Origin of the sequence: Frigoribacterium sp. Leaf186 (assembly GCF_001423905.1) — a bacterium.
Classification (GTDB): domain Bacteria; phylum Actinomycetota; class Actinomycetes; order Actinomycetales; family Microbacteriaceae; genus Frigoribacterium.
In genome coordinates this window covers 1-13,526 of the sequence record NZ_LMPQ01000009.1, presented here as the reverse complement: position 1 = coordinate 13,526, position 13,526 = coordinate 1, and the positions used below count along the sequence as shown (strand labels likewise).

Genomic DNA, 13,526 nt, shown 5'->3' with positions numbered 1-13,526 from the left:
GCAGAGCCCGGCTGATCCGGGGAGTGACAGGACCCCCGCTCGATGGCGCGCCCCTGGGTATCGTCGGCCCATGGACCCTGACACCCGGGCGAACGCCCTCGGCGAGTACCTGCAGGCCAGGCGCGCCCTCGTCTCGCCCGAGCGCGTGGGCCTGCCCGCCGGGACGCGTCGCCGCGTGCCGGGGCTCCGCCGCGAGGAGGTCGCCCTGCTCGCCGGCATCAGCGCGGACTACTACCTCCGGCTCGAACGCGGCCGCGACGACAACCCCTCCTCGCAGGTGCTCGACGCACTGGCCCGCGTGCTGCAGCTGGACGACGTCGAGACGGCCTGGCTCCGCGACCTCACGACGCCACGCCCTCGCGCGAGGCGCGCCCGGGCGGTCGAGCGCGTGCCCGAGCGGCTGCACCACCTCCTCGCCGCCCTCGACGTCCCGGCGTTCGTCGAGGGTCGGTACTTCGACGTCCTCGCCTCGAACGACGCCGCGGTGGCGTTGTCGCCGCGGTTGGTCGTCGGCGAGAACCGCCTGCGGTCGCTGCTGCTCGACCCGGAGGAGCGCTCGTTCCACCGGGACTGGGAGGCGGCGGTGGAGTCGTTCGTCGGAGTCGCCCGCCGATCCCTCGGTCACGACGCGGCCGACCCCCGCGCGGTCGAACTCGTCGGCGAGCTGTCGCTGGCCAGCGCCCGCTTCCGGACCCTCTGGGCTCGACACGACGTCCGGGCGCTCGACGGGGGCACCGTGACGATCGACCACCCACGGGCCGGCCCGCTCGAGCTGCACCGCGAGAAGCTGCCCGTCGGTGAGGTCGTCCTGGTGATCTACTACCCCGACGCCCACGGCGACAGCGCCGACGCGCTCCGCCTCCTCACGACCTGGGACGCCGGGACGCCGACGTCCGCCGTCGACGCGCGCAGCTAGCGACCCGGCACGCGCCTCTCGACGGGCCTCCTCGGCGGACCCCTCGGCGCGGGCCGCGAAAGCTGCAGCCTCCGCACCGATCACCGGTAGGGTCGCCTCGTCCACGACAGCACGAGGAGGTGCCGATGGCTCGTCCCGCCTGGGTCACGAGCGTGCGCCGCCGCCCCGCGGGCGCCGCCTCACTCGTCGTGCTCTCGGCCCTGGCCGTGTTGATCTCGGTGCTCGCGCCGATGCTGCTCCGGGCCGTGCAGCAGCAGGGCCTCGCCGAGGCGACCGCCCTCTCGCACGTCGACGACCTGAGCCTCGTCGTCGTCTCGGACCTCTGCGGCGACTCGACCCTCGTGGGCATCTCGAACGCCCGCGACATCGTCGAGTCGGTCGACGCGGGCCCCGTGTGGCGTCCCCCCGTCGTGTCGGCGGAGTCGGCCGCCGATGCTCTCTGGACGTCGGCGGACGACGCGGACGTGACGGGCGGCGCCCGTGTCGCGAGCCTCCTCCGCGACGACTGCGGCGACACCGTGCTCGACGAGGGAGTCTGCCCCGCCGCGAGCGACCAGGTGATGGTGTCGTCCGCCGTCGACGGAGTGGCCGTCGGCGACGTCCACGTGGTCGTCACGGACGGCGACCGGGTCGAGCTCACCGTCAGCGGGCGCTACGACCCGACGCAGGCCGACGGCCGGTTCTTCGCCGCCCCCTCACGCGCCGTCCGGGTCGACGTCCCGAGCGCCGACGACCTCGTGGTGACGTCGGACGGCTTCGACGCCTTGCTGCTGAACGCCAAGGTCTACGCCGCCCTGGTCCCGTCACGGCCGCTCGCCCTCGACGACGTCGACCGGGCGCGCGCCGACGCCGATGCGCTCGAGGACGCGACGCTCGGCACCGACGGAGCGGCGGCCAGGGCCCAGCTGCGCACGGGGCTGTTCGACGTGCTCGACGCCGTCGATCGCCAGGCCGACGCGGCCGCCGTCATCGCCGCGGCGACGGCCCTGCAGGCCCTCGCGCTCGCCTGGTTCGCGGTCGCGCTCGTCGTCCAGCGTCTCGCGCGCGTCCGTTCGGCCGAGTGGGGCCTCGCGCGGCTGCGCGGACTGACGCGGGGCCGCTGGCTCGCCACGGTCTTCACCGAGCCCGCCCTGGCCGTCGTGCTCGGCGCCGTCCTCGGGGCGTTGGCCGGCTGGGGCTCGGCCGCCGTCGCGGCCCGGGCCTGGCTGGGCGACGAGGTGCGCGTGGAGCCGACCAGCCCTCTCGTCGTGGGCACCGCCTCCCTGGCGCTCGTGGGGTCGCTGGTCGCCCTGGGCGTGGCGAGCCTGCGCTCGGCGCGGGTGCCCCTCGACCAGCTGCTCGGGGGGTCGGCCGACCCGAGGCGGCTCGGGCGGCTCGGCCTCGTCGTGCAGGCCGGCCTCGCGCTCGTCACCGTGACCGTGCTCGTCGCGCTCGTCACGCAGGGCGAGGCCACCGGCCCGGGCATCGCGCTGCTCGCGCCCAGCCTGGTCGCCGTGCTCGTCGGCGTCGGTGCCCTCCGGCTCGTCGCCCTGCTCGCCGGCCGCTCGGCCCGTCGACCGCCCCGCTCGCTCGGCGCGCTGCTCGTCACCCGACGGCTCAGCCGGACGCCGTCGGTGCTCACCGCGGCCGTGCTCGTCTGCCTCGGCGTGGCCGTGACGGGGTGGGCCGGGCAGGTCGCCGTGACGGCCGACCGGCTGCAGGTCGACCGGGCCCGCGCCTCCGTCGGGGCCTCCACCGTGCTGAGCGTGGGCGTCCGCGACGACGTGGACTTCGTCGACGCGGTCCGCGCCGCGGACCCGGACGGCCACCGGGCGATGGCCGTCGACGTGCTCCGCCGTGGCGAGGGCGTCGGCCGCATCGTCGCCGTCGACACCGAACGCCTCGGCGCCGTGTCGGCCTGGTCGGCCGGCTGGAGCTCCGCCGGCAGTCCGGGCCGCCTGGCCGAGCTGCTCACCCCGCCGGTCGGCGACTCGTTCGTGTTGACCGGCTCGAGCCTGTCGCTCGACGTCGCCGACGTGACGACGATCGCGCCGAAGGGCCTCACCGTCGAGGGGTTCCCGACCGACCTCACCGACGTGTCGCTCCGCGTGGTGGTGCAGGCGGCCGACGGCTGGCACACGGTCGACCTCGGCGATCCCCGAGACGGCACGCTGACGAGCGTGCCGGGCCGGTTCCCGTGCGAGGCCGGCTGCCGGGTCGTCTGGCTCGGCCTCACCAGCTCTCGCGCGACGACCCCGACCTTCGGCGTCTCGCTCACCGTGACCGGCATCTCGACCGATCAGGAGGCGGCGGCCGACACCGCGGACTGGCTCGCCACCGACCGGTGGCGCGACCGCGTCGGCGAGGCCGTGGACCCCACCCGCCCGGCGACCACGGTGATCACCGACGCGGTCGACCGTGGCGGTGCGGTGCCCGGGCTGGCCTTGGCGTTCCTCGACCAGCAGGGCGGCAACACGGCGTCCGTCGCGCCGCTCGACGCGCCCGAGCCGCTGCCGGTCGTCGTCGCCGACGGCACTGCGACGACCCCGTTCGCCGGGGTGGAGGGCGGCCTGGTCGGCATCGCCCCCGACCTGACGTCTCGCCTGCTCGCGCAGGTGGGCGACGCGCGCATCCTGCCGCGCATCGGCGGCGCGGGCGTCCTCGTCGACCTGCCCCTGCTCGACCGGGTGAGCGACCCCGGCTCGTCCGAGGCCGAGCACGAGGTGTGGCTCGCGCCGATGACGGCCACCGAGGAGGCGCGGGTCGTCTCGGCCCTGTCCGACCAAGGCGTCGAGGTGGTCGGCACCAGGACGTTGCAGCAGGTGACGGACGGCTACCGGCACGCGTCGCCGACCCGCGCCTCCTCGTTGGCCCTCGTCGTGGGAGCCGCCGCCCTGCTGCTGACGCTCGCCGCGACCGTGGCCGCGCGCGTCGTGTCGGCGCCGTCGCGCCGGGGCGACCGGGCGGCGCTCGAGTCGGCCGGGGTGCCGCGTCGGCGACTGCGGCGCGCGGCGGCGCTCGAGGTGTTCCTGCCGCCCGCGGTCGGGACGGTGCTCGGCGGGGCGGCCGGGCTCGTCGCGTACCTGCTGACGGTGTCGCGACTGCCGCTCGTCGTCGGGTCGGGGCGCACGCCGCCGCCCGACCTCGTGCCGTCGTGGGGGCCGCTCGTGCTGCTCGTCGTCGGCACGCTGGCCCTGCTCGCGGGCGTGGCCGGGGCCGTCGGGCGGGTCGAGGTCGGCCGAGTCGCGGCGCAGGCGGAGCGCGGGGGCCCGGCTGGTCGGACCGCGCGCGACGCGGCCGTCGAGCGGGCGGAACTCGGCCACGGGAACGGGCTCGGCCACGGGCAAAGGCACGAGCACGAGCACGACGAGAGGGCACCCCGATGAACGACGACCTCGCCCTGCTTTGCCGCGGGCTCGTGCACGTCTACCGCGAGGCCGGGACGGACGTGGCCGCCCTGCGCGGCGTCGACCTCGTCGTGCCCGCCGGGCAGCGCGTCGCCGTGCTCGGCCCGTCGGGCTCGGGCAAGTCGACCCTGCTCTCGATCGTCGCCGGCGTCACCCGGCCGTCGGCCGGCAGGGCCGAGGTGTTCGGGACCGATCTCGCGACGGCCCGCCCGAGCACGATCGCCCGACTGCGGCGCGGCACGTTGGGTCTGATGATGCAGGGCGCACCGGCCAACCTCCTCCTGCACGACGACGCCGTGGGCAACGTCGCGTGGGCCGTCGGCAGCCGGGAGCGCGACGACCTGCGGATCGGACGCCGGGTGCTGCGCGCGGCCGGGCTCGTCGGCGACAGACGGCCCGTCGGGCAGCTCACGCCGACCGAGCAGCAGGTGGTCGCCCTCGCCGTCGCCCTCGCGCCGCGTCCTCGACTGCTGCTCGCCGACGAGCCCACGAGCAGGCTCGGGCCTGGGGCCCGCGACGCCCTGCTCGACCTGCTCGTCGAGACGACCGACGAGGCCGGCACCGCCGTGCTCGTCGTCACGCACGACGACGCCGTCGCCGCCCGGATGCAGCGCATGGTGCACCTGCGCGACGGACGCGTCGGCGAGGAGGCTACCGCCGAGGGACGCTGGTCGGTCGTCGGCACGGACGGCTCGCTGCAGCTGCCGCAAGAGCTGCGCGCCGACTGGTCGGACGGGGCGCTCGTCTCGGTCGAGGAGGTGGCGCCCGGCGAGCTGCGCGTGCGACGGGTCGACGCGGGCCCCGAGGTCGACGCGGGCTCCGGGGTCGACGCGGGCTCCGGGGTCGGGGCCGGCGGCAGCAGCCCGACCGGGGACGGGGCACGATCGTGAGCGATCCCACCGTGGAACGCCCTCCGGGGCCTCAGGCCGAGGAGGCGCCGGCCGGCTCTCCGGCGCTCCGTCTCGTCGGTCTCGTCGTGCGTCGCCCCGACGGCTCGCCCTCGGCCCCGATCGACCTCGACGTGTCCCGCGGTGGAGCGGTCGTGCTGCTCGGCGACCCCGACGGCGTGCCGTCCGCGGTCCTGCGCGTCGTGGCCGGGCTCGACGTGCCCGTGGCGGGCAGGGTCGTGTTCGGCGACCGCGCCGACGTCGGCCTCGTGACGCGGCAGCACGACCTGCTGGGCTCGCTCACGGCGGCCGAGAACGTCGCCCTGCCGCTGCTGGCCCGCTCCCCCGGCGCGCTCGGGTCGTGGACCGAGATCGAGGGGTTGCTCGGCGACCTCGGCGTGCCCGAGGCGAGCTGGCACAACCTGCTCGAGCAGCTCTCGGGCGGGCAGCAGCAGCGCGTCGCGGTGGCGCGAGCACTGGTCACGCGACCGGCCGTGCTCTGCCTCGACGACCCCACGAGCGAGCTCGACCCGGGCAGTGCTGCCGTCGTCGGGGACGTCGTCGACGCCGCCCGCCGCGACGGCTCGGCGGTGCTCGGCGCGGGCTCGTTCCCTGCCCTCGAGCGGGCCGACGTCGTCGGCGTCACCGTGGGCTGAGACGGAGCACGCCCAGGGCCCGGCGATCAGGGTGACGAGGACGAACGCCAGGAAGACCTCCGCGAATCCGCCGAAACCAGACGCCAGGGACCACAGGACCCTTCCCTGGTCGCCGAGCCGACGATCCCTGGACGCCATGACCGCCCCCGCGATGCCGAGGACGGGCCGACGTCACGGCTAGATCCATCCTCGCTCGAGCGCCATCAGGACTGCCTGCTGCCGGGTCGACACGGACAGCTTCGTGAGGACGGCCGAGACGTGGTTGCGCACGGTGCCGGGCGCGAGAGAGAGCTCGCGAGCGATCTGAGCGGTCGTCTGCCCCTGACGCCCGACCCTCAGCACGTCCCGTTCGCGATCGGTCAAGGGGCATCGTTCGTCGCTCAGCGCGTCGGCCGCGATCTCGGGGTCGACGTAGCGTGCTCCTGCGGCGACCCGGCGGATGACTGCTGCGACTTCCACCGCGTCGCGGCTCTTCGGCAGGAAGCCTGCCACTCCCGCGGTGAGTGCGCGGCGGAGCACGCCGGGGCGGGCGTGTCGGGTGACGACCACGCAGCGAGCGGTGATGGTGCGTCGCAGCCGCTCGGCGACCTCGACTCCGTCGAGGCCGGGCATCTCGAGATCGAGCAAGCAGATGTCCGGGTGCAGACGTTCTGCCGCGGCGACGGCTTGTTCGCCGTCGGAGCACTCGGCGATGACCTCGATGTCGCCCTCGAGGCGCAACAGCGCGGCCAGCGCCGAGCGGATCATCGCCTCGTCGTCGGCGAGGAGGACCCGGATGGGCCGGGAGACACCCGGAGCGCCGACATCCGAGATCGCGTCGGTGCTCATCGAGGCACGCCCGCGTCGGCATCTGCAGGAACGGTCACGATGACGGTGAATTCGTCCGCCCCCGCGAGGACCTCCATCGATCCGCCGACGTCTCCCGCGCGCCTGGCCGTGCCTTCGAGCCCGGTGCCCTGCCGCATGCGCTCAGGAGGCGCCCCGGCGCCACCGGTTGACGGTGCCGTCACGGAGAGCAGGGGCGCGGGGACGTCGTTGCTGATCTCGTACCGCCACTCGTCGTCGAGCCGCGTGAGGGCCAGGCGGGCGCGCCTTCCCCCGCCGTGTCGGAGGACGTTGGTGGTCGTCTCCCGGATGACGGGTCCGAAGACCGAGGCCGGGGCGGTGTCGGCATCGACGTCGATGACCGCCTCGACCGTGAGGCCGGCGGCGCGCAGCAGGTCACGAGCATTGGCGAGTTCGTCGGGAAGGGGGACGGTGCGGAACCGGGTCGCGAGATCGCGGGTGCCCTGCCGGGCCTCGTCGACGCTGAGGCGTGCCGCTCTCAGCTGCCCCAGAGCGGCGTCGCGGTCGTCTGGCAGCAGTCTCTCCGCGAGTTCGAGCTGCAGGGCGATGACCTGCAGATGGTGTCCCTGGAGGTCGTGGACGTCGGTGGCGACAGCGAGGCGCTCCTGGGTCGCGGCAAGCCGAGCCTCGGAGACGCGAGCACGGTCGAGTGTGATCAGGACGTCCCACCACCAGAGCGACAGCACCGTGGTCAGGGGCAGCAGAACGGAGAAGGCGCCCGCGACGTACGGATCGTCGTGGGATGACAACGGCGGCTCGGAGAAGGCCGTGTCGACATCGATCACCAGCACGCCCGCCAACAGGACCGTGACGGCCAACACCATGCGCGCCCGCACGAATCGGGGCCAGTGCAGCAGCTGCAGGGACTGGGCGAGAGGCAGGATCAGCAGCACCCAGAGTCCGGACAGTGACCACCCCGTGATGCCGTAGGCGGTCGCGACGAGCAGCGGAACGAGGGTGCTGCGCCAGTCGAGGGTGGAGGCGCCGCCTCCGCCGTGCCGATAGGCGCGCAGCAGAGGAGCCGTGGAGAGGATCCAGACGAGACCGCCGACCAGGACGGCGAGGACGGCACCTCGGTCGAGGCGCGCCTGCAGGAGCGTCGCCGCCCAGACCGCCACGACGGTCAGTTCGAAGAACACGAGCGCCACCACGGTGTACCACCAGGTCGCCGTGACGGCGCGTGCCGTGCCTCTGGAGACCTGCGGGGACGACACTGCCTCGACGGTGCGGGCATCGGCCGGAGCGGTCATGGCCCCACCATAGGTCCGTGACAAGAGTCACGGGTCCGACGGGTACATCACCCCCACACCGGTGACGGCCTGACACTGCCGGTGACAGCACCCCTGTCGTGGACTGGTCGTCACAGCGGAGAGGTCGACGAGGCCCCTCCCCAGACCGACAGGAGCGACCGTCATGGACCTGATCACTCGATTCCAGGAGCTGGTGGCGCAGATGCCCGAGATCCTGCAGCCTCTCATCGTCGCCCTCGCCGGCGCGGTCCCGTTCATCGAGGGCGAGGGAGCCGCAGCCATCGGCATCATCGGCGGCCTGCACCCCGCCGTCGCCATCACGGCGGGAGCCATCGGCAACTTCTTGTGCGTCGTCGTGCTCGTGACGACCAGCTCGAGAGCGCGGTCGGCCGTCGTCTCACGGCGCCGTCGGGCAGAAGCGAACCGCAGGGAGGCCGCCGTCGGCGTCCCTGCTGAAGGGGGAACCGAACCAGACACCCTGGAACCGACCGCCGAGGTCGACGAGCGCGGCAAGAAGTCTGCCCGCAGGAAGAAGTTCCAGAACGCGCTCGTCCGCTACGGCGTTCCCGGCGTGAGCCTGCTCGGCCCACTCCTGCTCCCCACCCAGTTCACCGCCACCATGCTGGCCAGCTCCGGGGTCAGCAAGGCGCGGGTGCTGTTCTGGCAGGGACTCGCCATCGCCGGATGGTCCACCCTGATCGGCGCCGTCATCGGAGGCGCCACTCAGGCCGTGGCATGAACCGGCGCTACGCGTCGGTTCGCCGGCGTCCTCGGCTCGCTGTTCTCCAGTCCGATGTCGCACCGAACACGAACACGCCCCGCGCGGCGACCACGTGCTTCGTGGTGCCGCGCGGGGCGGGCACGTGCGGGGCTCTCAGTCGGCCGATGTGACCGACAGGGCGCGTCGGCGGCGGGTGGCGACGAGCAGGCCTGCGCCCACGAGCAGCATCAGCGCAGCAGCGACGACACCCTGGGTGGCCTCGGTACCGGTGTAGGCAAGACCGGCGGGCCGGGCGACGGGCGCCGCCGGCGTCACGACGGACGGGGCCGCGGCCGCGGCGATGAGCGAGAAGGCGACGGTGTTCGAGAACTCGGACACGCCTCCGGCCTCGTCGACGGAACCGTCCGCGTTCAGCTCGGCAGCGATCGCCTGAGTCACGTACTCACCGGGGAGCAGCTCGACGGAGACCGTCCAGTTGCCCTCGTCGTCGACCAGGATCGGGTCGGCGGCGTCCGTGAGGTAGAAGTGGCCCTCGGCCGGCAACTCGGTGGCGGTGCCGTCGAGGAACGACGGGTCGGCGACCGTCAGCACGATGCCCGTGCCGACCGGTCCGGTACCCGAGACGACGACCGTGCCGCCCGTGAGGACCTGCCCCTCCGTGGGGCTGGTGATCACCGGGGTGGGCGTGAGAACCACGACCTCGTCGGCGACCGTGACGTCCACGGCCAGGACGATGCCCGAGCGGACGCCCGTCAGCGTGATCGTGTAGTCGTCCGCGACGACGGAGTCGGCGAACACGACCGTGTCGGCGTAGGCGCCCACGTTGTCGTCCGCGTAGTAGTTCAGCTCACGGTCGGCGAGCTCGACCACGGTGCCGGCGGAGTCGGTCACCACGGTGGTGACCTCCTCTCCGGGGCTGAAGCCGGTGGCCGCGATCGCGACGCCGGTGGTGGCAGCCTCGTCGAGGGTCACCTCGCGGGGAGTCGCGGTCACGGTCGGCACGATCGCGGGCACGGGCGCCTGCGCGAACGTGAAGTTCACCGAGAGCCGTCCGACCTGAGCGTCGGGGTTCGACTGCGTGACGTTCGCGCCCGTGCCGAGCGAGCCCGGCGCGAGGTCGAGGAACGTCGTCGGGATCGAGTAGTTGCCCGCGGGATCGGCGATGCCCGTGCCGGCGGTCGAGTTGCCGAGGTTCTTGTTGCCGTACGTCACGGTCACCGTGCTGCCGGGCTGCGCCGTTCCCGTGAAGACGGGCGTGGTCGTGTCGACGACCGTGCCCGTGCCGGGGTAGGTCACGGTGAAGGGGGACGCCGGGTTCGGCGCGACGGCGAGCTCGAACGAGTAGGTCGACGGTGTGACCTCAGGGTCGACGATGCCCGTCTGTCGGTCTGCGCCCGAGACGTCGGCCACGACGGTGGTCTCGCCGGGAGGCAGCTGTCCGAAGTTCGCGTTCACGAAGAACGAGCCGTCGTCGTTGTGCGTCGTGCCGCTGAACAGCGCCCGGGCCGGGGTATCCGTGCCGATGTCGTACGTGAGCACGAGATCGTCGGCAGCGGGCAGGCCGGTGCCGGTGATGGGCACCACCTGGGGAAGGCCAGCTGAGTTGTCGTAGGTCGATCCCGGGGCCGGCGACGTGACGGTGACGGGGGCCGCGGCGGAGGCGGGTCCGGCAGCGAGCAGGACACCTCCCAGGGCGAGAGCGAGGGCCGTCGGCACAGCGACGAGTCCCCTTGTGGCTGAAGAGCGCAAAGGAGTGCTTTCTGTCGAGTCGGATGCGTGCGTCATTGCAAGTCCGCCGGGGCCCAGCACCTCGACGAGCAGAAGGGAAGATGGCCTCCCTGTACAGAAGCTATCAGTTCCTCAAGTTTTCGAAGCAGGTGATTTCCGCCACTCGTCGCCGGTGTCCTGGCCGCGATGGCAGCAGCGGTTCCGAATTTCTCGGCGCACCGCCTGCAGCGTCAGCACCTATGCTCCATGCACGCGGACTTCCTCCGCTGGAGCAGGGCACGACCGGCCACTTCGGATCATCGAATTCAGGAGTTCCCCCGTGGCCGCCCACCGTGAACGACGCCTGCTGCACGCCATCGTCCGCCTGGCGGGCGACGCGACCGGTCCCACGGACCGCGACGAGCGCCTCCAGGTCCTGGTCGACGAATCCGTGGCGCTCTTCGACGCCCATGCCGCGGGCCTGATGCTCTTCGGGCGGTCGGGAGACCTGCAGGTCGCCGCCTCCACCGGACACCACGGGGGCCTGCTCGAGCTGCTGCAGGTCGAGACAGGTGAGGGGCCGTGCCTCGAGGCGGCCCGGACCGGCGAGGTCGTGGCCGTGCCCGACCTGGCCGCGGCGGTGGACCGCTGGCCGCACTTCAGCCGCATCGCGGTCGACGCGGGCTACGCCTCGGTGCACTCGGTGCCCCTGCGCCTGCGCGACGAGGTCATCGGGTCGCTGAACCTGTTCGGCGAGACCGCGGGGACGCTCGCCCCCGACGACCTGGCCTCGGCGCGGGCGCTGGCCGACATCGCCACCATCGGCATCCTGCAGCGGCGCGTGCTCGACGACGGGGCGAGCACTCGAGCGCAGTTGCAGGCGGCACTCGACAGTCGCACCGTGATCGAGCAGGCCAAGGGCTGGCTCGCGAACCGCGACGACGTCGACACCGACGTGGCCTTCGGCCTGCTGCGCGATCATGCCCGCCGCAACCGCCTGCCCCTGACCGAGGTCGCCCTCAGCGTGCTGGCGGGACGCATCAGCCTGCGGTCGGCGGCCACGGACGAGACGTGAGGCCCGCCGACCGACGTCGGCCCCGACGGCCTGGCGGGCCCGAATCGACGACGGCCCGAGCACGAGGTGAGGGAGGGTGACGCGGTCACGGGAGCGCTCCGGCCGCTCAGGTCAGGCCAGTCGGAGCACGAGACCGCCGAGGGCCGCGACGCCCACGACCGCCCAGGCCGGCACCCGCCAGGCCGTCAGCAGCACGAAGCAGACGAGGGCGAGGCAGAAGGGCCCCGGGCTGACGACCTCGGTCGTGGCGACGAGGTCGACCAGCGCGGCCGTCAACAGCCCGACCACGGCGGCGTTCGCCCCGCGCATCGCGGCTCGCACGCCGACGCGCGACCCGACGACGTTCCAGAACGGCGCGACGCCGATCAGCAACAGGAACCCGGGCGTGAAGATCGCGAGAGTGGCCAGGAACGACCCGAGCGCACCTCCGGGGCCGAGGTCGGTGACGGCACCGAGGTAGCTCGCGACCGTGAACAGGGGCCCGGGTACGGCCTGCGCCAGGCCGTACCCCGTGAGGAACGCCTCGTCGCTCACGTACCCGGGCTCGACGAGGCCCGTGTGCAGCAGCGGCAACACCACGTGGCCCCCGCCGAGCACGAGGGCTCCCGCGCGGTAGAAGACGTCGACGAGCGCCACCGCCTCCGACCCCGTGGCTCGAGTCAGGACGGGAAGGCCGACGAGCAGCGTGGCGAAGACGGCGAGGCAGGCGACCCCGACCCCCCGCCGCACCGGGAAGCGCAGTGGCTCGTGCCGTTCGGCGGCGTCAGGGCGTGAGAAGGCCAGCCCCGCCAGGGCCCCGAGTGCGATGGCCGACAGCTGACCGACCGCTCCCGGCAGGCCGAGCGTCAGCACGACGGCGCCGACCGCCACGGAGGCGCGGACCGCGTCGGGTGCCAGCGACCGTGCCAGCCCGGTCACCGCGTGGGCGACCACCGCGACCGCTCCGATGCCGAGGCCCGCGATCAGGGAGCGGCCGACGGGCCCGTCGACACGGCCCACCCCGACTGCGAGCAAGAAGAGGAGCAGGGCAGACGGCAGCGTGAAGGCGACGAACGCCACGAGGGCCCCGACCGGGCCGGCGCGCACGAGGCCGAGCGCGAGGCCGACCTGACTCGACGCCGGCCCCGGCAGGAACTGCGCGAGGGCGACGAGGTCGCCGTAGGCACGGTCACCGAGCCAGCGCCGGCGCTCGACCACGGCCGAGCGGAAGTAGCCGAGGTGGGCCACCGGCCCCCCGAACGACGTCAGGCCGAGCACGCCGAAGGTCCGGGCCACCTCACCGACACGTGCGAGGCGCACGGGAGCACTGCGAGCCGAGCTCATGCGTCGACCGAGTCCCTGCCGAGCTAGGACTTCTCGGCCTTGCGCGCCTTCTTGGCGAGCCGGTCCCGCTCTCGGACGAGAGAGTCGACCGTGCCCGCGTCGAGGACGTCGATGAACGGGTTGACCTGACCCGTCCGCTCCTCCACCACGGCGGTGTACGCCGCCGTCGCCCCGCGGAGCTCCACGGCCGCTCGTGCCACCTTCTTCGGCGGCACGGGCTTCAGGCCCGACAACTGAGCGTGCTTCTCGATCGCCCGGATGAGGTCACGCGCGGCCGTGTCGATCTTCTTCGTCATGCGCTCTTGATACCCCGGCCAGGTGAACAACGCGAACACGCAGGGTCACGAGCACCCCCCGGATCATCCGGGCTCGGTGGCTGATTCCCCGTCGAAGAATCCGAGAGCTCGTGGTCGCCTCAGCGGTCGTCGCCCGTCGAGGCCCGTCGGCGACCGGGTGGGGTCGCTGACGCAGCCCGGCGTCCGAGGTCGATGCAACGCGCTGAAGTCGGCGAGACGGGCGGGACACACCACTCGGTCACGGCCGGGTAACGAAGTCGATGCGTTCCAATCCTTTTCGGGGACGGTGGCGAACCCTGTACATCCCCACCGGGACCAACGACAAGGAGCTTCACCATGAACGCCTTCACTCGCAAGCGCATCACGAAAGCCGCCTTCGGCATCGCCGCCTCGGGCGCCTTGATCTTCTCCCTCGCCGCCTGCTCGTCCAACTCGGGCACCGCGACCGACACCTCCTCGACCT

Annotated in this window: 11 protein-coding genes; 6 read left to right on the top strand and 5 right to left on the bottom strand. The window is 73.4% G+C overall.

Annotated elements, in window-relative coordinates:
- Positions 1–70: 70 nt before the first annotated feature.
- The 4 genes from ASG05_RS06130 to ASG05_RS16575 all read left to right on the top strand — a co-directional run bounded on the left by ASG05_RS06130 (position 71) and on the right by ASG05_RS16575 (position 5,845).
- Positions 71–916 carry a helix-turn-helix domain-containing protein gene (locus tag ASG05_RS06130; RefSeq protein WP_056258877.1) on the top strand — a complete coding sequence of 282 codons (846 nt, stop codon included), beginning with the start codon at positions 71–73 and terminating at the stop codon, positions 914–916.
- Between the two features lie 125 nt (positions 917–1,041).
- Entirely contained in the window at positions 1,042–4,281 is a 3,240-nt protein-coding gene (locus tag ASG05_RS06125) for an ABC transporter permease (protein WP_056258872.1), read from the top strand.
- On the top strand, positions 4,278–5,192 hold the full coding sequence (locus ASG05_RS06120; protein WP_056258870.1) for an ABC transporter ATP-binding protein: 915 nt from the start codon (positions 4,278–4,280) through the stop codon (positions 5,190–5,192). The genes ASG05_RS06125 and ASG05_RS06120 overlap by 4 nt, the downstream gene beginning before the upstream one ends.
- The gene (locus ASG05_RS16575) at positions 5,189–5,845 is read left to right on the top strand and encodes an ATP-binding cassette domain-containing protein (protein ID WP_162240636.1); all 657 of its coding nucleotides are present in this window, start codon (positions 5,189–5,191) and stop codon (positions 5,843–5,845) included. The genes ASG05_RS06120 and ASG05_RS16575 overlap by 4 nt, the downstream gene beginning before the upstream one ends.
- A gap of 177 nt (positions 5,846–6,022) precedes the next feature.
- On the opposite strand, the gene ASG05_RS06110 is transcribed toward ASG05_RS16575, so the two are convergent.
- Together ASG05_RS06110 and ASG05_RS06105 are read right to left on the bottom strand one after the other, a co-directional pair.
- A complete protein-coding gene (locus ASG05_RS06110; RefSeq protein ID WP_056258865.1) occupies positions 6,023–6,673 on the bottom strand; it encodes a response regulator transcription factor in 651 nt (216 codons plus the stop codon).
- Positions 6,670–7,941, bottom strand: coding sequence for a sensor histidine kinase (locus ASG05_RS06105; RefSeq protein ID WP_056258862.1), 1,272 nt, complete (start codon positions 7,939–7,941; stop codon positions 6,670–6,672). Before ASG05_RS06105 ends, ASG05_RS06110 begins: the two co-directional genes overlap by 4 nt.
- Positions 7,942–8,104: 163 nt before the next feature.
- Here ASG05_RS06105 and ASG05_RS06100 point away from each other — a divergent pair, with 163 nt between their 5' ends.
- On the top strand, positions 8,105–8,680 hold the full coding sequence (locus tag ASG05_RS06100) for a hypothetical protein (RefSeq protein WP_056258859.1): 576 nt from the start codon (positions 8,105–8,107) through the stop codon (positions 8,678–8,680).
- 135 nt (positions 8,681–8,815) lie between these two features.
- Here ASG05_RS06100 and ASG05_RS06095 read toward each other — a convergent pair whose 3' ends face one another.
- Entirely contained in the window at positions 8,816–10,246 is a 1,431-nt protein-coding gene (locus ASG05_RS06095) for an LPXTG cell wall anchor domain-containing protein (RefSeq protein WP_157490100.1), read from the bottom strand.
- Positions 10,247–10,709: 463 nt separating this feature from the next.
- On the opposite strand from ASG05_RS06095, the gene ASG05_RS16570 reads away from it, so the two are divergent.
- On the top strand, positions 10,710–11,444 hold the full coding sequence (locus tag ASG05_RS16570; RefSeq protein ID WP_056258853.1) for a GAF and ANTAR domain-containing protein: 735 nt from the start codon (positions 10,710–10,712) through the stop codon (positions 11,442–11,444).
- Positions 11,445–11,555: 111 nt separating this feature from the next.
- Here the strand turns inward: ASG05_RS16570 and chrA are convergent, their stop codons facing one another.
- Positions 11,556–12,767: a chromate efflux transporter gene (gene chrA, locus ASG05_RS06085; protein ID WP_056258851.1), complete on the bottom strand. Its 1,212-nt coding sequence runs from the start codon at positions 12,765–12,767 to the stop codon at positions 11,556–11,558.
- Between the two features lie 23 nt (positions 12,768–12,790).
- Entirely contained in the window at positions 12,791–13,063 is a 273-nt protein-coding gene (locus ASG05_RS06080; RefSeq protein WP_157490098.1) for a hypothetical protein, read from the bottom strand.
- Positions 13,064–13,526: the final 463 nt, after the last annotated feature.

Excerpts from the sequence above, each read along its gene's own strand:
- ASG05_RS06130 (WP_056258877.1), top strand. The coding sequence starts at position 71 with ATGGACCCTGACACCCGGGCGAACGCCCTCGGCGAGTACCTGCAGGCC.
- ASG05_RS06125 (WP_056258872.1), top strand. The coding sequence starts at position 1,042 with ATGGCTCGTCCCGCCTGGGTCACGAGCGTGCGCCGCCGCCCCGCGGGC.
- ASG05_RS06120 (WP_056258870.1), top strand. The coding sequence starts at position 4,278 with ATGAACGACGACCTCGCCCTGCTTTGCCGCGGGCTCGTGCACGTCTAC.
- ASG05_RS06110 (WP_056258865.1), bottom strand. The coding sequence starts at position 6,673 with ATGAGCACCGACGCGATCTCGGATGTCGGCGCTCCGGGTGTCTCCCGG.
- ASG05_RS06105 (WP_056258862.1), bottom strand. The coding sequence starts at position 7,941 with ATGACCGCTCCGGCCGATGCCCGCACCGTCGAGGCAGTGTCGTCCCCG.
- ASG05_RS06100 (WP_056258859.1), top strand. The coding sequence starts at position 8,105 with ATGGACCTGATCACTCGATTCCAGGAGCTGGTGGCGCAGATGCCCGAG.
- chrA (WP_056258851.1), bottom strand. The coding sequence starts at position 12,767 with ATGAGCTCGGCTCGCAGTGCTCCCGTGCGCCTCGCACGTGTCGGTGAG.
- ASG05_RS06080 (WP_157490098.1), bottom strand. The coding sequence starts at position 13,063 with ATGACGAAGAAGATCGACACGGCCGCGCGTGACCTCATCCGGGCGATC.